This is a genomic window from Streptococcus sanguinis (genome assembly GCF_050222175.1).
Lineage (GTDB): Bacteria > Bacillota > Bacilli > Lactobacillales > Streptococcaceae > Streptococcus > Streptococcus sanguinis_M.
In genome coordinates, this window is record NZ_CP071420.1 from 1995037 (window position 1) to 2020901 (window position 25865).

Sequence of the window (25865 nt, forward strand, 5' to 3'; positions counted from 1 at the left end):
CGTATTTTGAATATTTTACAACAGCCAATCCCCGTTTCTCAATGGGTTGAGGCCTTTACTAACTGGGTAACTGATACCTTCTCCGGACTTTTCTCGGTCCTTCAGGCTATCGGAAATGCCATCATGAATGGAATGACAGACACCCTGCTCTTCATTCCGCCCCTGCTCTTTATCGCAGTCATCACTATTTTTACCTATTTGATTTCCAAACGTAAGCTGGGACTGCCCCTGCTCACCTTCCTAGGCTTGCTCTTTGTTTACAACCAAGGCCTCTGGGAAAATCTCATGAACACTGTGACCTTGGTCATCGTCTCCAGTGCCATTTCCATTATCATCGGTATTCCACTGGGGATTTGGATGGCTAAGAGCAACCGTGTCGAAGCCGTTATCAAACCATTGCTGGATTTTATGCAGACCATGCCGGCCTTTGTCTACCTGATACCGGCCGTGGCCTTCTTCGGTATTGGTATGGTGCCTGGAGTCTTTGCCTCTGTCATCTTTGCCCTGCCACCGACTGTCCGCTTTACAAATCTAGCCATTCGTCAGATTCCAACCGAGCTGATTGAAGCGTCAGACTCCTTCGGGGGCACTGGCAAGCAGAAGCTCTTCAAAGTTGAGCTGCCTCTGGCTAAAAATACTATCCTAGCTGGGGTCAATCAGACCATCATGTTAGCTCTATCTATGGTCGTTACTGCCTCTATGATTGGGGCGCCAGGACTGGGCCGCGGCGTTCTCTCTGCCTTGCAGCATGCCGACATCGGTTCCGGCTTTGTCAATGGGGTATCTCTGGTTATCTTGGCCATTATCATTGACCGCCTGACCCAGAAGCTCAACCAACCTCTGGCTAAAAAATCACCGGTCACTGCCAAGGAAAAACGCAACAAGATTATGCTCTGGTCTGCTCTGGCTGCTGTCATCCTGACAGCCTTTGTCGGAAATCAAGTGACCAAGCTCCAGCAAAGCAAAAAAGAAAAAGTCAACCTTGCCTATGTTGAATGGGACTCCGAAGTTGCCTCAACCAATGTCGTAGCGGAAGCTCTCAAGGAAATGGGCTACGATGTCACCATCACACCGCTGGACAATGCCGTTATGTGGAAGTCCGTTGCTAATGGCGAAGCCGATGCCATGGTTTCTGCCTGGTTGCCGACTACCCATGCTGCTCTCTATGAAGAGTACAAGGATAAGCTAGTGGACTTGGGGCCAAACCTTGAGGGCGTTAAGACAGGACTAGTCGTACCAAGTTATATGGATGCTGACTCTATCGAAGACCTGTCAGACCAAGCCAAGAAAACCATCACAGGTATTGAGCCCGGTGCTGGTATCATGACCGCGACTGAGAAGACTATGCAAGAATACAGCAATCTCAGTGGCTGGAATCTTTCTTCTTCCTCAACAGGAGCCATGACCACTGCTCTGGATCAGGCTATTAAGAATAAAGAAGATATCATCGTAACCGGCTGGTCACCTCACTGGATGTTCTCCAAATACGACCTCAAATACCTCAAGGATCCTAAGGGAACCATGGGTGGCAAGGAAGCTATCCACACTATGACTCGAAAAAATCTAGACAAGGACTTACCAGAAGTCAATAAGGTCCTGAATAACTTCAACTGGACCCAAAAGGACATGGAAGAAGTCATGCTTAAGATTAACGAAGGCAGCTCACCAGAAGCTGCAGCCAAGGAGTGGATCAAAAACCACCAAAAAGAAGTCGAAAACTGGAAGAAATAAAAGTATAGAAAAAAGGATGAATCAAAAGATTCATCCTTTATTTTATAAGGAGCCATTCTATTTTGTTTAAGTCATTCAATCCTGATAGAGACTGTCTCCATTCGTCGCAATGACTTCTTTGTACCAATCAAAAGATTTTTTCTTGTAGCAGGCTAGAGTTCCGCTGCCGTCATCGTTGCGGTCAACGTAGATAAAGCCATAACGCTTGCTGAGTTCTGCCGTGCTGGCTGAGACCAGGTCAATACAGCCCCAAGTTGTGTAACCTAGCAGTTCTACGCCATCTTCCAACGCTTCTCCTACCTGCTGCAAGTGCTGTTTGAGATAATCAATGCGGTAGTCATCTTCAACCCTTGGGCCATTTGGACCATCCACCAAGACATCCTTGGCCCCGAGACCATTTTCCACAATGAAGAGAGGGAGCTGATAGCGGTCATAAAAGCTATTTAACACCAAGCGCAGGCCGACTGGGTCAATCTGCCAGCCCCATTCCGAGCTAGCCAGATGAGGATTTAGGGTGCCACCTAAAAGATTGCCTCGGCCGGAAGAATAATTTTCCGGATCATGAGCCGCAACCACACTCATGTAGTAGGAGAAGGAAATAAAGTCTACAGTATTTTCAGCCAAAAGCTCTTTGTCTCCCGGCGCAAACTGAATCTCAATCCCATTCTCCTTGAAGAAACGATTGATATAGGCTGGATATTTTCCACGCGCATGGATATCAGAGAAGAGGTAGTTTTGATTTTCAAATTCCCGAGCTGCCAGCACATCTTCAGGCTTAGGTGTCATAGGATAGGCCGGCATGGCGAGAACCATACAGCCAATCTTAAAATCAGGATTAATCTCATGACCAATTTTCGTTGCCAAGGCAGAAGCCACTAGCTCATGGTGGACCGCTTGATAGAGGTCCTGCTTGGATAGTTCTTCAGCTGGCGTGGCAATGCCTCCGCTCATAAAGGGTGCATGGAGAACAGAGTTGATTTCATTAAAGGTCAGCCAATACTTGACCTTGTCCTTATAGCGGGTAAAAACCGTGCGAACATAGCGCTCGTAGAAGCCAATCAAATCACGGTTTGCCCAGCCATTGTACTGACGCGCTAAATGCAGGGGCGTTTCATAGTGAGACAGGGTAATCAGCGGCTCAATGCCATATTTAGCCAGTTCATCAAAAAGATTGTCATAGAATTGCAGACCAGCTTCATTGGGCTCCTGCTCGTCTCCATTTGGGAAAATCCGAGACCAGGCAATGGAAGTCCGGTAAACCTTGAAACCCATCTCCGCAAAGAGGGCAATGTCCTCCTTATAACGATGGTAGAAATCAATCCCTTCTAGCTTGAGATTATCTGGTGTCGGCCCCTCGGTAATCAAAGGATTGCAATCACCTGGCTTGGCTGGCACTCCGCCTTTTGGAGTCACATCCTGAACAGACAGGCCTTTTCCATCCAGATTATAGGCGCCTTCATACTGGTTGGCTGCAGTTGCACCGCCCCAGAGGAAATTCTGCGGAAATTTACCCATTTGCATTTTCTCACTTTCGTTTTTTTTGTATTTATATTATAATAGTTGTCAAACATATTTTCTAACACAATTATCTTAATTAATTGTACTATTCTATGAAAGAGTGTCCCCATGATTGATTTAGGCCAACTACATAAAAATACCGTTTTTAAAAACCAAGGAACCCCTTATTCTCTGACCCGCACCATCACTGAGAATGGTCATCCAGATATTCTTTTTCACTGGCATACCGATGTTGAAATGATTTATGTCCACGAAGGAAAAGCACAATTTCATATTGACGACGACTACTTTAACAGCGAAAAAGGTGATATTATCCTGATTCGCCCTAATGCCCTGCACTCCATCCACCCCATCAATGACGAGCGCCATTATATGGACGCTATTAATTTCCATCTGGATCTGATGGGCTACTCTGCCATGGACCAGGCCAGCATCAACTACCTGCAGCCCCTCTACAATGGCCAGTTGGACTTGACTCATGTTATCAAGCCTACGGATACGGCCTATGCCGAGATTCGCCAGTGCCTCTTAGCAGCTATGGAAACAGGCTATTTCCGCAAATCTCACTACGAGTTTCAGCTCAAAGCCCAGCTTAACCAGCTCTTCTACCTGCTCTTTGAGAATGGCTATGTCATTTCCAAAGACCTATCACCCGAAGGCTATCGCAAGGAAGAAAAGATTCGCTCCATCATCGACTACATCAATGCCCACTACCAAGAAGACCTGAATATTGACCAACTGGCTGGCATCTGCGGCTACAGCTCCACCCATTTCATGAACTTCTTCAAGAAGCATCTGGGCGTTTCCTGCATTGAGTACCTAATCCAATTCCGCTTGCGCAAGGCAGCCGAACTCCTGCAGCACTCCAACCTCTCTGTACTAGAAATCTCCAGCCAAGCTGGCTTTAATAACCTGTCCAACTTCAACCGCCAGTTCAAAAAATACTATCAAATGACACCAAGTCAGTATCGGAAGAAATGAAGCTCTACAATGGAAAATAAAAAGACGAATACCTGCTGACAAAATATGCTAGGAGGTATTCGTTTTTTGTAATGCTAATATTATAAGAAGTATTGAAACAGCAACATGTTTTGTAAGATATTATTCTAGATCTCGGTCCCTACCTTCTGAGCCATAGACTCTGTGATAGGCTTTGATATAAAAAGATATGGGTTTATCTGATTCGTTTTGGACAGTGATATCTTGATCACTGTCGCTTACACTAAAAACAAACGCTCTATTTTGGGTAAAGTTGACATCAATGCTATAGTTTTCGTTAAACTCAACACCTAAATCGGATAAAGCCTGTTCGTTTGGGATTGTTATCCCCCCATCCTTTTCATTATAGTAGTGAACAGACTTTTTTTCTGCATCATAGATATACTCATTTTCATCTATCTGCTCTCTCAAATAAGAATCGTATATTCTAATTTTCCCATCTGTTTTATCTTTAAATTTTAAAACACTGACTCCTGAACCCTTTATTAGGTCAAGATAAGGCTTTTTAATCTTTACATAAACAGCTTCACCTGGCTTTAATTTTACTAATTGGTAAGAGCCACCATGATCTTCTCCGCCAAAATAAACCAGATTCCAAATCAAGGTTCCCAAAAAGAGTAGACTAATCACTTTCCCATAAATGCTTTTGTAGAAAGGTTTCTTTATACAGATATAAACTATCCATGAAACAATAAAAACAACAAAGATAAATAAGAGTGGTAAAAAGTGAATTAAAAAGTCTATTAAAAGAAAAAGTTGTTCAAAAAAATTCATATTTCGCCTTTCTTTAATTCTCAACCAATATTTAGTTTCAACGAACAAGGATAAAGCTAGTTCCTATCATCCAATCATTTCTATACTAGCAAGTTCAGCAGGAGATTGAAGAGTCCTAACCAAAAGATAGCTAGCAACAAATTGCGCCCCTGCTTTTCTTTGAAGAAATTTCTCTGCAAAAACAGGCAGAAAATCATCAAAACCAGGGAGCACACTAGCAACAAAAACAAGATAAACATGGGTATAAAATACAAAAGAAGCCTCAAACCAAAATACATTTTATTTTCTTTCCAATAACATAATAGACGAGCTCGAAAGCGGTCAGTTTCATTCATTAACAGTTCTATAATCCTTTTTAATTATAACAAAATCTTAAATTTCAAAACAGCAAAAACCAGATTGGTAAATCCAATCTGGCTAAACTCATATTCAAGCAATTTATTGCCCCGGCCAATTCAGTCCAACATGAGACTTCATTTCCTGATAGGCGGTATCAATCCGTGCTCTGGTTTCTTGATCCAGTTTGTCTCGATACTTGCCACCTTCGACAAAGTCGTCCAAAATCCAGGTCTGGTAAGTGTATAAAGGAAGACCGTCTGCTGAAGTAGTGCCCTTTTCAACTCGGCTGACCCAGCTCGGATGAGCCTGGGCACTTTTTATCTGTGTGCCCTTTGGTGTCTTTTCAATGGTAACATCCATCAGCACTCCGCGCTCGGTCCAATGAGCATTTTCAATCTCCTCCATGGTTTCGATGCGCTGATTGGAAATGAAATTCCCCATAGAATACATGATCAGCTTCTTCTGGCCATCTTTCTCTAAAATCTCCGCCGGCTCAACCACATGCGGATGCCCTCCAAAGACGATATCTGCTCCCCAATCAACCATTTTATGGTAAAGGGTCATCTGCTCTTCTGTCGGCTCCAGCTGGTACTCTATCCCCATCTGAGGCATAACAACCGTGATGTCTGCTTCCTTTTCTGCCCGCTCAATCTCCGCCCGCATCTTTTCTTCATCCAGATCGGACAGGCGATTATCATAGTCTTCCTGACTGAGAAGCCCTTCCATTCCATTGTAGCCATAGGAGTAAGCCAACAGTGCAATCTTAATACCTTTGACTTCCTTTATCAAGAGCGGTGCCTGACTGCGACTTTCATGTGGATAAACACCGATGGGAGTGATTCCCTCTTTTTCAAAAGCCTGAGCTGTAGTGAAAACTCCCTCCAAGCCAGAGTCTAAAATATGGTTATGGGCCAGGTCCATCACCTGATAGCCAGCTCCTTGATTGCTGGAACTACGGCTTCTGGAGCATTAAAAAGCGGATAGCCATTCAAGGGATAGTCCGGCCGAATCGTGCCTTCAAAGTCCCCTAAGACCAAATCTCCCTGCCGAAGCCATTCCTTAGCATATTGGAAATTCTCAGAAAAATCATAAGTGCCATCTTCCTTCTGAGCGCTCAGATAGAGGCCATCGTGATAAAGCAAATCCCCAGTTGCCATGATGCGAACCGTCTGATTCTGAGAGGAATCTGACTGCTGCTCTTTCTTTGCAGAGAAGGAAAAGCTGAAGTCAGGTAAATGCTCTGACAGCAGAATTAAGCCAGCCGACAGCCCAACAACTGTCAAAAGCACTCCGACAAACTGGCGATTGCTAAGCTGTTTTTGAAAGAACTTAGGACGAGGAAACGGCAACTTCTTAATCCAATCCCGCCAAGCTTGGTAGGCATCTGTCAGGAGAGTATGCTCCGCAGCAAAAACTGATATCTTTTCCCAAAGTTCCTGAAAAAAAGTCTGAATCTTCTCCCAAAGAAATTTTTTATTCATCACATCTCTCCGCTTTTTCTTGCTTGATAATAGTGCATCAACATTTACTATATTGTACTATTTTTACCGCCAAAAGGAAAGCAAAGCAAAAAACAGGATCGGGGAGAAGCATGCTACAATCTCTAAATTGCGGCATTCTTCCACCATTCTCCTGCTTCATTTTCTATTTTTTCAAATCTAAGAGCCGATCACCGAGCTGAAACTCGGCTTTCATTCTTACACAAAATTTCCAACATCAACGGTCAGCACTTGGCCGTCTCGGACAACCTGTCGCCCCGCAATGTAGACATCCTGAACATCACTGCCTTTGACTGCGTACACTAGGTGCGACAGCATATTTTCCAAAGGATAGAGATGAAGTCGTCCCTTAGGCTGAATGACAATGAAATCGGCTTGTTTGCCCGCTTCCAGACTACCGATTTTGTTCTCCAATCCCAACGCCTTGGCTCCTTCAATGGTCAAAGCTTTCAAGGCCTGCTCAATCGTAAACTGAGTCGCATCTCCTGCTCGCATCTTCTGAAGGAGGGCAGCTGTCCGACCGTCTTCAAACATATCCAGATTATTATTGGAAGCGACAGAGTCTGTAGCTAAGCCAACGGTCACCCCAGCGGCTAGTAAGTCTGTCACTGGAGCTACACCAGAAGCCAGCTTGAGGTTGCTGATAGGATTGTGGGCGATGCTGACTGGTGAAGCCGCCAAATCCGCAATCTCTGAAGGATTCAGCTCAACCCCGTGAGCAAAAATGGCTGGTTGCTCCAAGTAGCCCAGGCCTTTTAAGAAAGCCAGAGGCCGTTTACCATAACGCTCAAGGATGATTTTATTTTCTTCCTGTGTCTCAGCTACATGGATATGAATCTTCAAGTCCTGCTCACGCGCTAGCTCAAGACTGCCCTTGAGCAACTCTTCGTCACAGGCATAAGGCGAATGAGGCGCCACCATGACCTGAAAATCTTCATCATTGTAAGAGAGAATTTTCTCAATAATAGCCCGAGTACGAGCCAGAGTCTCTTCTGCCGTTTCCGCCTCTAAGCTAAAGAGGGTTGGTGAGAAATAGCAGCGCATACCGGACTGCCGCACAGCCTGATAAATCCGGTCAATCTCCACTCCCTGAGGATTATACATATCGTTAAAAGTCGTTGTTCCTGACAGCAGCATTTCAGCTAGAGCCAGCTGGACAGCATGGGTCGTTAGTTCCGCTGTGAACTGGCTTTCTGCTGGCCAGATATAGTCCTCCAGCCATTCATGCAGATTGCTGTCATCACGAATCCCGCGCAGCAAGCTCATGGCCGAGTGAGTATGACAGTTGACCAGCCCTGGCATAATCCAAGCACCTTCATAATCTACTCTTTCACTGCAGTTCCCTAGCCAGTTTTCATCATAGGGACCACAGTAGGCAATGCGGTCGTCCTCAACCACTAGCAGCCCGTCCCGGTAAACATGAAATGCGCTGTCACAGGTCACCAGATTGACATTTGTATAAGCTTTCATACGCCCTATCCTCACTTTCCCAACACTTGCTTTCAAGAGATTTTAGCTATTATAACAAGCCTAATCTAATTGCGCAAGTCTTTTTTGAAAATTGTACTAGTAAAAAAGAGCCCCATATGGAGCTCTCCAAAACCAACTTAACGTTTATCAACTTTCTTAGTAACGAAGTCACCAAGAATTTGAATAATAAATACCAATATCAAAATACAAACTGTTGATACAAAAATAACATCTTGCATATTCCGAGTAAAGCCAACTTGATAAGCAAGGTTACCAAGACCACCCGCACCAATTACCCCAGCAATAGCAGTTGACCCTACTAGAGCAATAGCAGTTACAGTAATACCAGAAACAAGTGCAGGTAAAGATTCTGGAATTAGCACTTTCCAAATGACCTGAAAAGTATTAGCTCCCATAGATTCTGCAGCCTCAATGACACCAGACGGTATTTCATTTAGAGCAATAGAAACTAATCGAGCATAAAATGGAGCCGCGCTGATAACCAGAGTTGGAATTGCGCCTTCCGGACCAATAATTGTTCCCATGATTGAACGAGTAAAAGGAATCAATAAGACCAAAAGGATGATAAAAGGAATGGAACGAAATACGTTAATGATCCCTGCCAGTAAAAAATTAACAAACCTGTTGGCTAGAACTTTGTTAGGACCTGTAAGATAGAGAAATAATCCCAAAATCAATCCTATAACAAAGACATAAAATGTTGATACCAGAGTCATATACAAGGTCTCTTGAATAGCAACAATTAAATTTTCCCAAACAACATTTTTAAAACTCAACATTTCGTTCAGGAGAGCCAAGAACCCTCTTTGTTCTACACTAGCGAACATTATCTAACACCTCCACACTGACACCAGCCTGACGGAAACGATCCAGAACTTCGTGTGTCTTTTCTTCATTTTCTTCGACCACAATAACCATGGAGCCCAACGGGCCTTTTTGGGTTACATTGACTTTGGCTTGCAGAATCGTAATCGTAGCATCCAAATCCCGAATAACGTTCGAAAGCATGCCTTCTGCTGTCTTATCTCCCAGATATTGGATGCGAACCAGAGTTCCAGATTTTAGCGATTTTTCTAGATGATGATAGACATGTGTCAGGTCATCTTCCGCAAATTCTTCTCCGACAAACTGTTTGGTGATTTCCTGCTGAGGATTCTTAAAGACATCAATGACTTGCCCTTCTTCGACTACACGCCCATTCTCCATAACGGCAACCTTATGGCAAATCTGACTGACCACATGCATCTCATGGGTAATCATAATAATAGTCAGTCCAAGTTTCTTATTGATATCCACTAGAAGTCTCAGTATATCATCGGTTGTTTTAGGATCTAATGCACTCGTTGCCTCATCACAAAGAAGAACTTCTGGGTTATTAGCTAGTGCACGAGCGATCCCTACACGCTGTTTCTGACCACCAGATAATTGAGCTGGATATGATTTTTCTCGCCCTTTTAAACCTACTAACTCGATCAACTCATTGACACGTTTAAGACGATCATCCTTAGGAACTCCCGCAACTTCCAGCGGAAAGGCAATGTTTTGCTCCACTGTTCGAGACCAGAGCAAATTGAAATGCTGGAAAATCATCGCAATCTTTTTACGTGCTTCTAACAAGTCTTTCCGTTTCAGGCTGCTAATATTTTTATCGTTAATGGTTACAGTACCTTTGCTAACCGTTTCAAGACCATTCAGCAAGCGAACTAAAGTGCTCTTTCCTGCGCCAGAAAAGCCTATAATCCCATAAATCTCACCTGTTTGGATATCTAGTGAAACATCATCAACAGCCTTTACCAAACCTTGCTTGGTTTGGTAATACTTAGATACATTCTCAATACGAATCATTATTAGTCCTTTCATTTTTTCATGATGCGCAATCATTCATTTTCTTACATAGAGTGGATAAAATAGCTTATTCTATGAAAAAAACGAACTTAGGAGGAAATCTGTGCTTGATGTAAGTCAGAGTCGCCTCCAAGCGTTCGTCTTTTATATCTCATTATTTTGCTGGAATAACTGATCCGTCCTTGTATTTATCCTTGATGAATTTTTGAATCTCATCACCTTGCAATACCTTAATCAACGCTTTGATTTTTTCGGAATCTTTGTCAGCTGGTCTAACAGCAATCAAATTTGCATATGGTGATTCACTATCCTCAAGAGCAATAGAGTCCTTGACTGGAGAAAGCTTCGCATCAATAGCAAAGTTTGAGTTGATAATAACTGCATCTCCTTCATCATTGTTATAGGTTTGTACCAACAATTCTGGAGCAATCTCTGTTTTGATCTGGATATTCTTTGGATTTTCAACAATATCTTTCAACTGAGCATCGACTGGATCTACCCCATCTTTAATCTTCATCAAACCATTTTTGACAAAAAGATCAATAAAGCGACCTACTTCAGCAGGATTGGTTGAAGCATATACTACAGCATCGTTTGGCAAATCTTTGATAGACTTGTATTTCTTAGAATATAACGCCATTGGCTCAATATGAACATTCCCCACACTTACCAAATTTTCATTATTCTCTTTGTTAAATTTATCCAAGTAGGGAGTATGCTGGAAGAAGTTTGCATCTGCGTCACCATCAAAGACTAGTTTATTAGGTGTCACATAATCATTGACAATTTTAACTTCTAAATCATAGCCCTCTTTTTTCAAAATCGGTTTAGCCGCTTCCAAAATCTCAGCATGAGGTGCTGGCGAAGCAACTACCAAGATTTTTTTATCATCACTAGCAGCATCTTTATTTTTTGCACCTCCGCCGCAAGCTGCCAAACCCAAGGCTGCAAGGCCTACTAAGCCGATTGAAAAGATTTTTTTCAAATTCATCATTTATTCTCCTTTAATGAATAAAATTCTAAATCTTCTATTTTATAAGATTACTTCTCATTTTACCATGTTCAAGGAGACTTGGCTTATATAAATAATTTATCGCCGTGATAAAAAAATTATATAACGATTTGAAGTATTTGAGTTGATTTTATGCCCTTTTACTGCATAAAGGTCAGCAGATAGCCATATCCTTCTGCTTCCATTTTCTCTTTTGGAATAAATCGCAGAGCTGCTGAGTTGATACAGTAGCGCAAGCCGCCTGCTGCTTCTGGACCATCAGTAAAGACATGCCCCAGATGGGCATTGCCAGAACGGCTGCGCACTTCGATCCGCTCCATGCCATGACTCTTGTCTTCATAGTATTTTAGAACATCTCTGGCAATAGGTCGGCTGAAGCTAGGCCAGCCGCAACCAGACTCAAACTTGTCTCCAGCAAAAAAGAGGGGCTCACCAGTCGTCACATCAACATAAATCCCTTCTTCAAAAGTGGCATTGTAGGCATTATGGAAAGGACGCTCTGTCGCACTATGCTGGGTCACCTGATACTGCTCTTCCGTCAGCTGCTCTTTTAGTTCCACATCTGTAGGCTTCTCGTATTGGCCTGGATCGACCAAGGGCTGATAGGCATCATTGACATTGATATGGCAGTAGCCACCAGGATTTTTCTTGAGATAATCCTGATGATAGTCCTCAGCTAGAACATAATGGCGCAAAGGTTCTAGCTCAACAACAATCTTTTGTCCCAGTTGTTTTTCCTGTTCAGCAAAGACCTGCTCAATGACCGCCTTATCGGCTTGATTGGTATAGTAAACGCCCGTCCGATACTGACGTCCTACATCATTTCCCTGCTTATTGACTGACAGAGGATCAATGACTCGGAAATAATAGAGCAGGATTTCCCGCAGGCTGACCCGCTTTTCGTCATAGACTAGATGAACCGTCTCTGCATGATCCGTCTGGTGAATCAGCTGGTAGTTGGTTGATTCCACCTGTCCATTGGCATATCCCACTGTCGTTTCCTCCACACCCTCAATGCGAGAAAAGTACTCTTCCAATCCCCAGAAGCATCCACCTGCTAAATAAATTTCAGCCATAATAACACCTCATTTCTTTGCGACTATTTTCTCATAAAAGAAGTCGAAATTATAGTAATTTGATTAGAACTTTCTTCAAATTAATATGAAAAAGCTGGGTCTTAATGACCATCAACTCAGCGATGTTCTTCATTTCAAATCACAACAACTCCTACATTAAACCTTTTTATAGAAGATTACTCCTCAATATACTTCAATTTTCCTCGGAAATCTTCTAAGCTTTCATAGCCTTTTTCTTCCATAATAGCCTTGAGTTCTGAGGTGATGCGTTCGAAAGCTGCCACTCCTTCTTTATGAAGAGTTGTTCCTACCTGCACCATACTGGCACCACAGAGGATATGCTCAAAGGCATCGCGCCCCGTCAGGACACCACCAGTACCAATGATTTGGATTTCCGGTTTAAGGCGTTGGTAAAAGGCATGGACATTGGCCAGAGCAGTCGGCTTGATGTACTGACCTCCGATACCTCCAAAACCATTTTTCGGACGAATGACCACTGACTCATCTTCTATATAAAGGCCGTTTCCGATCGAGTTTACACAATTGACAAACTTAAGAGGATATTTGTTAAAAATCTCAGCGGCTTGGTCAAAATGCACGATGTCAAAATAAGGAGGCAGTTTGATACCCAGCGGTTTGGTAAAATAAGCAAAAACCTCTGACAAGATTTTTTCCGTCGTTTCAAAATCATAAGCAATCTGTGGCTTGCCAGGGACATTGGGGCAGGAGAGATTGAGCTCAGTAATGCCTTTAAAGTCACTTGCCTGCACTTTCTTAAGAATGGTGTGAGTTTCTTCTGGCGACATACCGACTAAAGAGAGGAAGAAGGTCCGGTTCGGTTCGCTTTCCTGGAGTTCCAGCAGGTAGTCAAGATAGTAGTCCAAACCATTGTTGGGCAGGCCCATGGAATTGATAGACCCCAGCGGAACATCCTGATAGCGCGGTTCTGGGTTCCCCTGACGAAATTCCAGCGTCGCCGTCTTAGTCACAAATGTTCCCGCAGCAGAATCTTTGACTTCTGCCAGTTCCTCTTTTGTCATGCAGGCAACCCCAGCTGCATTCATCAGGCAGTTGTCAAATGCAAAACCAGCAATCTGTGTAGATGTCGAAACCATAGTAAAACGCTCCTTTTTCTTCTGAAGGCGAGTGCCTTCAGCTCATTTCCTCTATTATATCACCAAACTCCGCTTTTTCGTTTTTTAAACCGGCAATTCCTGACTAACGTTCGGAAAACATCCCGTTCGATCAGCTATTTTCTGGAATATTTCAGAAAATAAATTGTGGAAATTTTTAGAAAATTCAACTTTTTTCTTTACAAGAGAAAAAAAGTCTGCTATAATGTTCCATGTAATAAAATATGACATCTAAAAGATGCCTGTTTTAAAAATTTAAACACATCCTCGTCACACAAGCTGCAAGCAGCTTCCGGCAGGATGGTTTACTATTTTATTTAAAGGAGAATGACAGATGACAACTGCTAAAGAATATATCCAAAGCACTTTCGAGACCGTAAAAGCCCGCAACGGACACGAGGCAGAATTCCTCCAAGCTGTTGAAGAGTTTCTCAATACTCTGGAGCCTGTTTTTGAAAAACACCCAGAATACATTGAAGAAAACATCCTAGCGCGTATTACTGAACCTGAGCGCGTTATCAGCTTCCGTGTTCCTTGGGTAGACCGCGAAGGTAACGTACAAGTCAACCGTGGTTACCGCGTGCAATTTAACTCAGCAGTTGGCCCTTATAAAGGCGGACTTCGTTTCCACCCAACTGTAAACCAAGGTATCTTGAAATTCCTTGGATTTGAGCAAATCTTTAAAAATGTCTTGACTGGCCTGCCAATCGGTGGTGGTAAAGGTGGATCTGACTTTGATCCTAAAGGTAAAACTGATGCTGAAGTGATGCGTTTCTGCCAAAGCTTTATGACAGAATTGCAAAAGCACATCGGCCCATCTCTTGACGTTCCAGCTGGTGATATTGGTGTCGGCGGACGTGAAATCGGCTACCTCTACGGTCAATACAAACGCCTTAACCAATTCGACGCTGGTGTCTTGACTGGTAAACCTCTTGGATTTGGCGGCAGCTTGATCCGTCCAGAAGCTACTGGTTATGGCTTGGTTTACTACACAGAGGAAATGCTCAAAGCTAATGGTCAAAGCTTTGCTGGCAAAAAGGTAGTTATTTCTGGTTCTGGTAACGTAGCCCAATACGCTCTTCAAAAAGCAACTGAGCTTGGTGCAACTGTTATCTCTGTATCTGACTCAAACGGTTATGTTATCGATGAAAACGGTATTGACTTTGATCTTTTGGTTGATGTTAAAGAAAAACGCCGCGCTCGCTTGACAGAATATGCTGCTGAAAAAGCAACTGCTACTTACCATGAAGGTTCTGTCTGGACTTACGCTGGGAACTATGACATCGCTCTGCCATGTGCGACACAAAATGAAATCAATGGTGACGCAGCTAAACGTTTGGTTGCTCAAGGAGTTATCTGTGTATCTGAAGGTGCCAACATGCCGAGCGACCTGGATGCTATCGCAGTTTACAAAGAAAATGGTATCTTCTACGGACCTGCCAAAGCTGCCAATGCTGGTGGTGTAGCTGTATCCGCTCTGGAAATGAGCCAAAATAGCCTTCGTCTGTCATGGACTCGCGAAGAAGTTGATGGCCGCCTCAAGGACATCATGACCAACATCTTCAACACAGCTAAGACTACCGCTGAAACTTACGGACTTGGCAAAGACTACCTGGCTGGTGCGAACATTGCTGCCTTCGAAAACGTAGCTAATGCTATGATTGCGCAAGGTATTGTTTAACTAATCGATACATCCTATCGGAGGACAAATGATGAACTTACGGCCAATGGAAGTGAGAGACAATCCAGCTGTAGCGCAGCTCATTCGAGCCAGCCTAGAAGAATTCGGGCTTGATAAACCAGGAACTGTCTACTTTGATTCTCATCTAGATCATTTGGCCGACTATTATCAACATCAAGAGAGGGCGGCTTACTTTATTCTGGAAGATGAAGGCCATCTCGTTGGCTGTGGTGGCTTTGCACCTGTGTCTGATAAGATTGCTGAATTACAAAAACTGTATGTCACTAAAAACTGTCGTGGCAAAGGTTATTCCAGTCGGCTGATAAAGCAGATTTTCCAAGAAGCCCGCCTAGCAGGTTATGAACAGCTTTATCTAGAAACCACTACTGAACTGGCTACAGCCGTGGCCATCTATCAGCACTATGGTTTTACATCACTGCAACAACCACTTTCTAACGCTGCCGGACACCCAGCTATGAATATCTGGATGATAAAATCTCTCTTATCAGATGAATAGATGTCAGTATACTCTGGCCGTCAAAAGTGTTATGTCAATTAAAAACATAACGACATGACACATTATAAAACAGTATATTTTTTATAACTGCTAAAACAACTGCAGAGCTGACTGACTTGGTACTGATTACTTTTCCTGAAATATCGCTACCTTCGAAAACGTGGCCAAGGCTATGATTGCCCAAGGTATTGTTTAAGATTCTTTGATCAATCCTCAATCACAACGATTGGGGATTTTTATGTTGGTCTCAAAAAAGCTTACTATATTAAATAGTAAGCTTAAAAATCAAGATTTATTTTACTTCTACTAAGGCAGAAGATAGGCAGTCAACAATTTCGTTTACTGCTTCATCTATGTTCACATCTTCCTTATCATTCAACATCATTGGAATAACATAAGAAAGACTCAAGGCTAGAATATAACGAACGATTCTTTCATTTGACCAATCTCGGATAATACCATTTTCTTTAAACTGATTCAGAACTGGACTAATTGGCTTAATGATAGAGTGAATAATAACATTCCCTAACTGGTCAGAAATATTTTTATCAATAAAAGAACGACTCAAGAGAATTTTAACTTGCATTTGATTCTCCTGAATGAAAACTAGTCTATCTCGAACAATACTTCTTAAAAATAGTGGAAAAGATTTTTGGTTTGCTGTAAATTTCTTCTCAGAAAAATCAGCAATCACATCTGGAATAACCTGTTCGAGAAAAGTTGACAGAATAGCTTCTAAGATGCCTTCCTTGGTCTTAAAGTAACTAAAAACTGTTCCTTCTGAAACTCCAGCCTCCTTAGCAATAAGGCTGGCTGTTGTATTTTCAAAGCCAATTTCTGAGAATAACTTTAGACTTGATAACAATACTTGACGTTGTTTTAAACTCAAGTTGCTATTTTCTAATGTCTGAGCATACTTTTGTTCTAAACTTTCCATTGTTGGCACCTCTCTGCTACTCTCTTACTTTTACAACTTTCTTACCTCGAGTGTGTCCCGACTTCAGACTACAATATGCCTCTCTAACAGACTTTAGAGAAAAATCATAAACCTGATCAATATTCAGCCGAACCTTCCCATCTGAGACCATTTCCGCTAGAGTGTTCAAATCATCATATGTGGAATGTCTTGGACCTGTGAACTGGGCACCTTTTATCATAACATATGGTGAAGGTACTAACGTTCCAATAGCCGTGCCCTTCAATCCCAAACTGAAAGCCAATTTAACATAATCACTTCCATAGCAATCCAAGAATTTTGTAATCGGCTTTGCACTTGCTGATAGAAGAGCATCCTGAATGTTCTCTTCGTAAGCTACTGGTATGGCACCTAAGGACTTCAGGTAATCCGAATTTTTCTTACTCGCAATTCCAATAACTGTCGCACCCTTAGCAACTGCATACTGTACTGCGATACTTCCAATACCTCCTGCTGCTGCTGAAATAACTACAACATCTTTAGAGTTTAGCTCAATCTTTCTAAAAGCACCTCCCACTGTTAGAGAGGCTACCCCCATAGTAGCAGCATGATTCATATCAATCATATCTGGTTTCAATACAATTTCCGATTCATTGACACAAACTTCTGTTGCCAAAGATCCCCTCTTGGTCCCCAATCCAGGGTCACTGATCATTGTTCCAAAAACCTTATCCCCTACTGCAAACCGACTCACTCCTTCACCAATTTCTGTGATAACTCCAGAAAAATCTCGCCCGACACCTCTTGGAAAAAGAGATGTCTTTGAGTCAAACCAACGACTTGGCTGCTTTAGTTTCGTCATAAAAGATAGAAATCGGAGTGGCTTTGCCCCCTCAAAAGTCTTATAATCAATAGGATTTAAACCAACTGCATAAACTTCTACCCTAACTTGATTCACTTCCAAAACATCAGATTTAATGTTCACCAAATCTAGCACTTCTTCATCACCGAAACGACTATACTGTATTGCTTGAACAACCATTTCATGAGCTCCTTTGTTTATTCACGAATTGAGTGAGCACTCAATCATTTCTCTTTGATTATACGCTCATTTTTCATAGATGTCAACATAGACGACGTGGCACAGTTATCTATATTTTTGTTTAATGACTATCTTTTGATGAAAGCTGTCCTGTTTTATCGACTTCAAAGAAACTTAAAAAAAGAGAAGATTCAATTACCGTTTAACACGAATCTAAAGAAATCCGACTGCTTATCAAAGCAGTCGGATTTTTATATATCTAATTTTTCAAAAAATTTGCCTGCAGACTGCTTTTCTTTTAGCTTCTCAAGCAGCTCATTCTCCAGAAAAGGGCTTAGTTCGTCAAAATCTTGGCAAACCTTAAAAACAGTCTCTCTGTCCAACTGGCCATAAGCTAGTTCATAATAATCCTTCTTATGATGCCAGTTCTGGTCATAGTTGACATCTGCCCGTTGATAGTAAACAATGTTTTGCTTCGGTGTCAGGTAAATCTTCTGCGTCAGAATGCTTTTCTGATCTTTGGACAGCTTGCTGCGGCTGAAAATCTTAACACCCTGAAAAATCTTGCGCTCATGGATACCTTGATTTGTGACTTTTAACTCAATTCTTTTATAATGCATACTGATACCTCCAGAAATCACCTACATTATATCAGGTTCTGGTAGATTTTCAAGCAAAAATGTGTCATTTCCAAAAGTCTTTAGTTGCTTCTAAAATCTCTTCTGTAGGCGTCACTGTCGCTTCAATAATATTCTTACCCGTCTTTTTTAGATAGGCTTGTATCAGATGATAGCCATAAGCATAGCCTGCAGCATAAGGCATACCGACTGGTATTTGACCTTGAATCTCGGCAATTTCATCACCGTAGAGATAAGGAGCCATTTCCGCCATCCCTGTTAGCTGAAGCTGACTTGAGATGATGGGCTTAATCTTCTCTAATTGCTCTGGACTGGTTGAAGTGACCCAAGGTCCGATGAGCTCCTTACCATAGAGTTCAGCTGCAAAAGACTCTGCCAATCCTTCACTAACTACCCAGTCTGCTAATGTCGTCTGCTGGTTCCATTTGATAAATTGGAAGCGGACATTATGATTGCACTCGTGAGCCAACGCAGCCTGAATACGTGGCAAAGTATAGTCATTTGGCAGCAGACTAAGCATGAGGTAGCCTGGAATTCCTCCATCTCCGCTGTAACCCTTATTGAGCTGTAGCATGGGCTTTTCTGGATTGCCTAACAAAATAGTAAAATAGTAATCCTCAACCTCTAAGTCATAGCCAGCTTGCTCAAAAAGACCGATACTCCTCTTGATGGTATCTTGACAATTTTGCCAGAGTTGATCAGAGCTCAGAGCATCAATAGCCGGCCTATCCTTTTCTGACAGAGTGCCGGGTAGCTGATTCATAAAGCCAAGTAGGAAAAGAGCATCAAATCCTCCGGGATACTTCGCTTTCAGAGGAATGTGTTGTGTTTGATATTTTGTTGCAAAAGGTGCTAAAATCTTAGCTCGAAAACAACCCTCTCTCTTTTCCAAGGGCAGTTCAAGCAACTCCTGATAAACCTTATCTGAACGAATGATATTGATTTTCATGGTAATCTCCTTTTCTAATTTCCACCAGTATACACCCTCCTCTAAGGTCAGAGTCAAGAAAAAGATTTGAAACTTTTGCCTCAAATCTTCTTTTATCTATTCAATTTGCTGCCTCCATTTTCAAATCTGGGTGCGGAAAATAGCAAAGACATTAGAGTAATAGGATAATTTTCCCTATTACTCCTTCTTTTTCTCTTGCTTTGTCTTGTTTTTCTCCTTTTGCCACTTAGCATTTTCGTAGGTCACGGTATAGGTATCCTCATCGCCGCCTTCCCCGTCAAATACCAAGTCAAAGCGGATGGACTTGCCTGGTGCCAGATTGGTGCCGATTTGTGTATTGTCAAAGGTTGAGCCGTCCAAAATATAGACATTTTCCTTCTTGTCATATAGTCCAAAATCATAAGGACTGACCAGAATGGGCTTTTTAGAAGTGTTTTCAACCGTGATTGTCGCAACGACAGCTACACCTGTCGACTCATCGCTCATGACTTTCTTGCTGTCTTCTACTGCCGAATGAACGGTCACCTTGAGTCCACTGGAAAATTCAACTGTTTTCTCAAAAGCATGGCTGGAATAGGTCTCTAAAGGCGAGTTATGGTAGCCTGTGAGAGACTTGAGATGGTCATTTTCCTCCATAAGGCCAATCGTAGTGATGACGAGGAGAATGCTGAGCAAGGCCAGAAGAAAGATGATAATACCAGACACCAGAGCTGCCCAAAAGAGCCCCTGCTTGTGGAGAGGACGTTTTAAACGGTAAACACGATTGTCCTCACTGACAATTTCCTGCTGAATTCGCTGATTCATATGGACCTTTCTAATCAATAATTACTTGCCTTTTGTAAGAGGCCCAAGCGTCGGAAGTTCAACCCCCTCTCGCAAAAGCGCTTCATGGTATAGGCGGTAGAAGATATGGTAAATGGAAACCTGCATGCCACCTTGTACGATCATGCTGATCCGGAAGTTGAACTGGCCATTTGAAGCCATCTGCGGCCCCAAGACATCCGGTTCCTTGAGAATCTCTGGATGTTCTGGCACTGCTTCTTCATTGACCTTGGAAATAATGCGGTAAATCTCGTCCAAATCTGTCTGGGCATAAAGCGGAATGTCAATCAGAACACGCATATCTCCTCGAGACAAATTGCTGACGACCATGATATTGCGGTTGGGCACAAAATGAAGCGTTCCGTCCGCGTCCCGTACCTGCGTCGTCCGAATCCCTACACTGATCACCGTTCCAGCGATGTTGATAGAGCCGTTAGTCAGGCGAACATTGTCACCAACATCTAACTGGCGCTCGAGAAGAATAAAGAAACCATTGACCAGATCCGACAGGAAGCCCTGAGCCCCCATCCCAATAGCTACACCAGCAATTCCGGCACCAGCTAAAAGGCTGGAAACTGGCAGACCCAAGATGGATAAAACCCAGTAAATCAAGAGGAAATACAAGACATAATTAAGCAGATTCTCAATCAGACGGGTAATAGTTTTCTGTCTGGCTACATCCTGCTTGGATAGCTTGAGAGAGGGGGCAATGATCTTGGTCACTGACAAATGCAGGATTTTCTTAACGATGTAAAATAAGATAAAAAGCAGAAGTAAAGAGACCAGCTTGGAAAAAAGGTCATCTGCAATCTTGCTCCAGTCAAACTGCTGGATATAGCGGGAAAAGACATTTCCGGTCTTAGACATAGGCTACCTCCAAAAAGATTACTACCATTATACCACAAAGACCAATCAGCGCGGACATAGAATGGTTAGCACGACCTAGCATTGCTTTCACCCCCTTTCTATCGTATAATAAAATAAGTATCTAAGACAAGAAAGGAACATACATGGTCCATCGCTTCATCACTATTTGGAATAAAACCAATCTAATCAAGCAGATTTCCATCGGTATTGGCATTGTTGTCCTGCTGGCTATCATCTTCCCCCAAGCACAGGCCATCGGACTTCTGGGCTAAATCTTCGTTGGCGGCCTCAAGGCCATTGCTCCGCTCCTAGTCTTCGCTCTGGTGGCAAACGCCCTGTCTCAACAGCAGAAAGGGCAAAAGAGCAATATGAAGACAGTCATCTTGCTCTACCTCCTGGGAACCTTTGCGGCGGCCTTGGTAGCGGTCCTAGTCAACTTCTTCTTTCCCATTAGTATAGAGTTGGCTTCGTCCTCCCAAAAGGTTTCTCCGCCAGATGGAATCGGACAAGTCCTCAGCAATCTTCTGCTTCAGCTGGTGGACAATCCCGTCAACGCCCTCATCACCGCTAACTACATTGGTATCCTGTCCTGGGCTGTCATCTTTGGAATTGCCATGCGAGAAGCTAGCCACCACAGCAAGGAACTGCTGCAGACCTTGGCAGATATCACTTCTAAGATTGTCGAGTGGATTATCAATCTAGCCCCTCTGGGTATTTTAGGCCTGGTCTACACAACCATTTCCGGCAAGGGCTTCCAGGCTCTAAAAAGCTATGGCATCCTGCTGCTGGTCTTGATAGCCAGCATGCTGATTGTGGTTCTGATTATCAATCCTTTGATTAGCTTCATCATGCTACGGAAAAATCCCTATCCCTTGGTCTGGCACTGCTTGCGAGTCAGTGGTGTGACTGCCTTTTTCACGCGCAGTTCAGCGGCTAACATCCCCGTCAACATGAAACTCTGTCGGGATCTGGGGCTCAATCCAGAGACCTACTCAGTCTCTATTCCACTAGGAGCCACTAGCAATATGGCAGGGGCTGCCATCACTATCAATACCTTGACTTTAGCTGCTGTCAACACGCTGGGTATCCGGGTTGACTTTGGCACAGCTCTAGTTCTCAGTATTGTAGCGGCAATTTCTGCCTGCGGGGCTTCCAGCGTAGCTGGCGGTTCTCTCCTGCTCATTCCAGTCGCCTGCAGCCTCTTTGGAATTTCCAATGATTTGGCCATGCAGGTAGTCAGCGTTGGCTTTGTCATCGGTGTCATTCAGGACTCCTGCGAGACAGCCCTCAACTCTTCTACTGACGTTCTCTTTACAGCTGTGGCCGAGATGAGCAGCTGGCCAAAAGAAAAACGCTATTAATTTCAACAAAAAACCTCTAGACTTCCACCATTACGGAAAGCTAGAGGCTTTTTTCTGTACGAAAATTAGTTCTTTCGATGCTTGTCAAAGTATTTCTTCGTTTCACTGATGACAATAGGAGAAAGCACCAGAAGAGCGATTAAGTTTGGCAAGGCCATGAGAGCATTGACAATATCTGCAAGAATCCATACCGCCTCTAGACCCACAAAGCCACCGAGTACAATCATCAGGACAAAGAGCAGACGATAAACGCGGATATAGCGAACCCCAAAGAGAAATTCAAAACAGCGCTCACCATAGTAGTTCCAACCTAAAATAGTCGTAAAGGCAAACAGAACTAGAAAGACTGAAAGCAGGACCGGACCAAAATTAGCAAAAACACTCGCAAAGGCTGCCTGGGTCAGGGACACACCATTGAGATTGCCATCCCAGACTCCTGTGATTAAAATCGTCAATCCTGTCAAACTACAGATAATCAGAGTGTCGATAAATGTTCCGGTCATAGAAATCAAGCCTTGTTCTACCGGTTCCTTAGTCCGAGCTGCCGCCGCTGCAATGGGTGCTGATCCCAAGCCAGATTCATTGGAGAAAACTCCACGCGCGACCCCGTTTTGAATTGCCATCTGGATGGTCGCACCGGCAAAGCCACCGACAGCAGCCGTCTGACTAAAAGCTGAGCTAAAGACCAGCTGGAGTGTGGGCAGCAATCGATCGAGATTGACCGCTAAGACAGTCACAGTCCCCAAGATATAAATAGCTGCCATAAAGGGCACAACCTTGGTCGACACTCGAGCGATAGACTGGATGCCGCTGAAAATAACCAGAGCCACCAAAATAGCCAAGATAGAAGCTGTCACAGCTGGAGGCAGCTGAATGGTATTCTGCATAGCCTCTGTGATGGAATTGACCTGCGTAAAGGTCCCAATCCCCAAGAGAGCCACCAAGATACCAGCTATCGCAAAAAAGATAGCCAGCGGGCGCCACTTATCGCCCATCCCTAGTAAGATATAGTGCATGGGACCGCCCGCCATAGCACCATGAGCATCCTTGCGGCGGTACTTGATAGCTAAGAGGCCCTCGGCATACTTCGTCGCCATTCCAAAGAAAGCAGCCACCCACATCCAGAAGAGGGCGCCTGGTCCACCGGTTTTAATGGCAGTTGCCACTCCGATGATATTTCCCGTTCCCACAGTCGCAGCTAGAGCTGTACAGAGAGCCGCAAAGCTAGAGACATCGCCCTGATGCTCCTCGTCTGATACAAAGATTAGCCGAAAGGCACGCGGAAGACGAAAAATCTGCAGCAAACCTAGACGTAAACTGAGATAGATACCGGTACCAACCAGCAAAATGAGCAGGGGCGGACCCCAAACAAAAGAATCTAGACGATTCAATATTTCCAACATGATATAAGCTCCTTTTCACACCGAAAAAAAGAAAGAGCACATGCAAAACATGTACTCTGGATGTGCTGGAGTAGGGAAATCCCTGCCTCTTCGCTCTGTCCTTTTACCTGAGAGTTTGAGCGGTTCTAAACCGCCTTGCCCCTTCGGTGCCATTCATGGTCTCTCCAGAGTTCCGTCCATTTCACAGTCAGAGGCCCCCGCCTCTTTCTGAAAAACTTCGTTCGGTGTTGATTATTAATTTTCTATTATTCTAAAAGAACATTCGCCTTTTGTCAATATTTTGTGAAAATTTTTGAGTATGTAAACGTTTTTTGATGCAAAAAAGAAGCCCAGAGGCTTCTTACTTAGCTTAATTCGGCAATAATAGCCTTGAGCTGGTCTTTGGTGTGAACACCTGCGACTTGCTTAACGACTTGACCGTCTTTCTTGAACAGAAGGGTCGGAATGGACATAATACCAAATTCACGGGCAGTATTTGGATTTTCATCCACATCCATTTTAAGGATTTTCAGTTCGTCCTCATGAACTTCTCCTGCCAACTGCTCCAAGATAGGCGCCTGCATACGGCATGGACCGCACCAAGTTGCCCAAAAGTCAATCAGAACCAGTCCGTCTTTTGTTTCTTCTGCGAATGTTGCATCTGTAACTGCTGCTACCATAAATCTTCTCCTTTAATAACTTACTTTTGATAACATTTTACAACAAAAGTAGGAGAAAGAAAAATATTTGCTACGGGTAGGTTCTTAGTCACTCAGTGAGAAATGGTTGGTCATGAGATTGCTGGCATCCAAGAGAACTTTCTCCAAGAGCTGGTCTGTCGCTTCTTGCACCTTATCGCTCATGGCTTGATTTTCAGCTTCAAAGTCCACATCCTCGCCCTTGGCCAGAGCTCGGTCTACCCGACCGATCATCTCATGACCCCAGGCCATGGTCTTTTCCTGATAATCATCCAAGTCTCCGACATGACTGCTAAAATGAGCGTCAGCCAACCCAGCAATCAGTCGATTGGCCCAGTAGAAGGAATCTGTCGAAACCTTGTCCGTAGTATTGGCAAAGTAGGCTGGCGTTGTTGAGACTTGAGTAAAGAAAGGAACGGCTGTATTGTAAGGCATGGAGCCGTAGGATAGCCACTGGATCCCAGTCGTTTCCTGCGGTTGATTAGGGCGCAGCTGCAAGATGGCTGTCTGACTGGTCCGATTGATCCCAATAGTCCGAAAGGCCCGTCTGCTGTGGTGGTCCCCCTCTGCTCCGTAAGGATCATAAGGCGAATCCTGATAGTGACTGCTCAGGACATACTTGACATCTTCGATCGTGATCTTTCGGTAAGGCTTACGACACCAAGGAATGAAGAAACTTCTTGGATCTTGCTCCGTTTCTGGATTGAGAAAACGCTGGATATCCCAAGCTCGCGGTGTATTGTAATGGCGGTCCTTATCCTTCTGACTGCCAAAAGCATAGCGCGGATTGAAGCCCTCATCCGAGTAATTCAGATTGAGATGGTTTTCCTCGATAAAGTTTTTGAGATTTGGATGACAGAGGAAGTGCTCAGGATTGTCAAATTCAAAATAATCACTGCCCAGCTGATTGGGATTGGTCACATAGGCGTCATCCGGCACGCGCCGCGCCATCCAATGGTGGCCGCCAATGGTTTCCAGCCACCAGATTTCATTAACATCTGAGATAGCAATCCCATTGGACTCATAAGTGCCGTACTCCTCTAGGATTTTCCCTAAGCGTAGAACCCCTTCGCGAGCTGTTTTGATATAGGGCAGAACCAGCGTAAGGATATCTTCCTCGCTGATACCTGATTCTACTAGAGGGTCAGCCCCCAGCACGCGGCTATTAGTTGTAATCGTTTCCGTTGCGCTGACAGCAACATTGTAGCTGTTAATCCCGGCTGCTCCCCAAATTCCATCTTTAGGAACTGCATCTGGCACTGCCGTATAGCGGACTGGATTGTCCGGCAAATCCATCTCAAAAGACGTCAAAACAGACTGATAATGGCGGGGCTGGTCTTGTGGCTCCACTACGACAAATTTCTTGGGCGTAAAAACCCCATTTTGTGAATCCTCTGTACGAGCCACAATGGTTGAACCGTCGTAACTGGCCTTCTTGCCTACCAAAATAGTCGTGCAAGAATCTGATGCATGTTTTATTCTCATTACTTTCCCTCCGAAACACTTTATGCTGCTTACATTATAGCAAAAAGCAGGCCCTCATAAAAGAACCTGCTGTTATCTCTTCGCTGAAAC

At 43.6% G+C, this 25865-nt stretch carries 21 protein-coding genes, 3 pseudogenes and 1 riboswitch; of the genes and pseudogenes, 5 read left to right on the forward strand and 19 right to left on the reverse strand.

Annotated elements, in window-relative coordinates:
- Positions 1–6: 6 nt before the first annotated feature.
- Positions 7–1731 carry an ABC transporter permease/substrate binding protein gene (locus tag J1C91_RS09800; protein ID WP_002910643.1) on the forward strand — a complete coding sequence of 575 codons (1725 nt, stop codon included), beginning with the start codon at positions 7–9 and terminating at the stop codon, positions 1729–1731.
- A gap of 75 nt (positions 1732–1806) precedes the next feature.
- Here J1C91_RS09800 and J1C91_RS09805 read toward each other — a convergent pair whose 3' ends face one another.
- A complete protein-coding gene (locus J1C91_RS09805) occupies positions 1807–3252 on the reverse strand; it encodes a glycoside hydrolase family 1 protein (protein WP_312023172.1) in 1446 nt (481 codons plus the stop codon).
- 105 nt (positions 3253–3357) lie between these two features.
- Between J1C91_RS09805 and J1C91_RS09810 the strand changes: the two genes are divergently transcribed.
- A complete protein-coding gene (locus tag J1C91_RS09810) occupies positions 3358–4230 on the forward strand; it encodes an AraC family transcriptional regulator (protein WP_002896563.1) in 873 nt (290 codons plus the stop codon).
- Between the two features lie 120 nt (positions 4231–4350).
- Here the strand turns inward: J1C91_RS09810 and J1C91_RS09815 are convergent, their stop codons facing one another.
- The 9 genes and pseudogenes from J1C91_RS09815 to J1C91_RS09855 all read right to left on the reverse strand — a co-directional run bounded on the left by J1C91_RS09815 (position 4351) and on the right by J1C91_RS09855 (position 13399).
- Positions 4351–5022, reverse strand: a complete 672-nt coding sequence (locus tag J1C91_RS09815; protein WP_002903346.1) for a hypothetical protein — start codon at positions 5020–5022, stop codon at positions 4351–4353.
- 66 nt (positions 5023–5088) lie between these two features.
- Positions 5089–5283 (reverse strand): annotated as a pseudogene (locus J1C91_RS09820) (RhtB family transporter); the annotation flags it as partial.
- Positions 5284–5460: 177 nt separating this feature from the next.
- Positions 5461–6842, reverse strand: a pseudogene (locus tag J1C91_RS09825) (CapA family protein).
- Positions 6843–7058: 216 nt separating this feature from the next.
- The gene (locus J1C91_RS09830) at positions 7059–8330 is read right to left on the reverse strand and encodes a TRZ/ATZ family protein (protein ID WP_002910660.1); all 1272 of its coding nucleotides are present in this window, start codon (positions 8328–8330) and stop codon (positions 7059–7061) included.
- 137 nt (positions 8331–8467) lie between these two features.
- Positions 8468–9178, reverse strand: a complete 711-nt coding sequence (locus J1C91_RS09835) for a methionine ABC transporter permease (protein ID WP_002910662.1) — start codon at positions 9176–9178, stop codon at positions 8468–8470.
- Positions 9168–10196, reverse strand: coding sequence for a methionine ABC transporter ATP-binding protein (locus tag J1C91_RS09840; RefSeq protein ID WP_032912642.1), 1029 nt, complete (start codon positions 10194–10196; stop codon positions 9168–9170). Before J1C91_RS09840 ends, J1C91_RS09835 begins: the two co-directional genes overlap by 11 nt.
- A 154-nt stretch (positions 10197–10350) precedes the next feature.
- A complete protein-coding gene (locus J1C91_RS09845) occupies positions 10351–11190 on the reverse strand; it encodes a MetQ/NlpA family ABC transporter substrate-binding protein (protein ID WP_002910664.1) in 840 nt (279 codons plus the stop codon).
- A gap of 158 nt (positions 11191–11348) precedes the next feature.
- The gene (gene msrB / locus J1C91_RS09850) at positions 11349–12284 is read right to left on the reverse strand and encodes a peptide-methionine (R)-S-oxide reductase MsrB (RefSeq protein ID WP_002910666.1); all 936 of its coding nucleotides are present in this window, start codon (positions 12282–12284) and stop codon (positions 11349–11351) included.
- Between the two features lie 176 nt (positions 12285–12460).
- Positions 12461–13399 carry a dihydroorotate oxidase gene (locus J1C91_RS09855; RefSeq protein WP_002910668.1) on the reverse strand — a complete coding sequence of 313 codons (939 nt, stop codon included), beginning with the start codon at positions 13397–13399 and terminating at the stop codon, positions 12461–12463.
- Positions 13400–13751: 352 nt separating this feature from the next.
- Between J1C91_RS09855 and gdhA the strand changes: the two genes are divergently transcribed.
- Both gdhA and J1C91_RS09865 read left to right on the forward strand, forming a co-directional pair.
- Positions 13752–15098: an NADP-specific glutamate dehydrogenase gene (gdhA, locus tag J1C91_RS09860; RefSeq protein WP_002910669.1), complete on the forward strand. Its 1347-nt coding sequence runs from the start codon at positions 13752–13754 to the stop codon at positions 15096–15098.
- A 31-nt stretch (positions 15099–15129) separates the two neighbouring features.
- Complete coding sequence (locus J1C91_RS09865; protein ID WP_032912107.1) at positions 15130–15615, forward strand: GNAT family N-acetyltransferase; 486 nt, start codon at positions 15130–15132, stop codon at positions 15613–15615.
- 292 nt (positions 15616–15907) lie between these two features.
- On the opposite strand, the gene J1C91_RS09870 is transcribed toward J1C91_RS09865, so the two are convergent.
- From J1C91_RS09870 to J1C91_RS09895, 6 genes are all read right to left on the reverse strand, one after another.
- Positions 15908–16552: a TetR/AcrR family transcriptional regulator gene (locus J1C91_RS09870; RefSeq protein WP_002910671.1), complete on the reverse strand. Its 645-nt coding sequence runs from the start codon at positions 16550–16552 to the stop codon at positions 15908–15910.
- Between the two features lie 16 nt (positions 16553–16568).
- Positions 16569–17573 carry an NADP-dependent oxidoreductase gene (locus tag J1C91_RS09875; protein WP_002910672.1) on the reverse strand — a complete coding sequence of 335 codons (1005 nt, stop codon included), beginning with the start codon at positions 17571–17573 and terminating at the stop codon, positions 16569–16571.
- Between the two features lie 251 nt (positions 17574–17824).
- Complete coding sequence (locus J1C91_RS09880) at positions 17825–18193, reverse strand: EXLDI protein (RefSeq protein WP_002910673.1); 369 nt, start codon at positions 18191–18193, stop codon at positions 17825–17827.
- Positions 18194–18257: 64 nt separating this feature from the next.
- Entirely contained in the window at positions 18258–19160 is a 903-nt protein-coding gene (locus J1C91_RS09885; RefSeq protein ID WP_032912541.1) for a DUF2268 domain-containing protein, read from the reverse strand.
- 177 nt (positions 19161–19337) lie between these two features.
- Positions 19338–19964 (reverse strand): DUF4352 domain-containing protein, encoded by a 627-nt coding sequence (locus J1C91_RS09890; protein ID WP_002910676.1) that lies wholly within the window; start codon positions 19962–19964, stop codon positions 19338–19340.
- Positions 19965–19985: 21 nt separating this feature from the next.
- Positions 19986–20849, reverse strand: coding sequence for a mechanosensitive ion channel family protein (locus J1C91_RS09895; RefSeq protein ID WP_002910677.1), 864 nt, complete (start codon positions 20847–20849; stop codon positions 19986–19988).
- 143 nt (positions 20850–20992) lie between these two features.
- Between J1C91_RS09895 and sstT the strand changes: the two are divergent.
- Positions 20993–22210, forward strand: a pseudogene (sstT, locus tag J1C91_RS09900) (serine/threonine transporter SstT).
- Between the two features lie 65 nt (positions 22211–22275).
- Here sstT and J1C91_RS09905 read toward each other — a convergent pair.
- The 3 genes from J1C91_RS09905 to J1C91_RS09915 all read right to left on the reverse strand — a co-directional run bounded on the left by J1C91_RS09905 (position 22276) and on the right by J1C91_RS09915 (position 25775).
- A complete protein-coding gene (locus J1C91_RS09905) occupies positions 22276–23613 on the reverse strand; it encodes an alanine/glycine:cation symporter family protein (protein WP_002910680.1) in 1338 nt (445 codons plus the stop codon).
- 85 nt (positions 23614–23698) lie between these two features.
- A riboswitch (glycine riboswitch) is annotated at positions 23699–23791 on the reverse strand.
- A 166-nt stretch (positions 23792–23957) separates the two neighbouring features.
- A complete protein-coding gene (gene trxA, locus J1C91_RS09910) occupies positions 23958–24272 on the reverse strand; it encodes a thioredoxin (protein ID WP_002898369.1) in 315 nt (104 codons plus the stop codon).
- A gap of 84 nt (positions 24273–24356) precedes the next feature.
- Positions 24357–25775 carry a C69 family dipeptidase gene (locus tag J1C91_RS09915; protein ID WP_002910681.1) on the reverse strand — a complete coding sequence of 473 codons (1419 nt, stop codon included), beginning with the start codon at positions 25773–25775 and terminating at the stop codon, positions 24357–24359.
- Between the last annotated feature and the right edge of the window lie 90 nt (positions 25776–25865).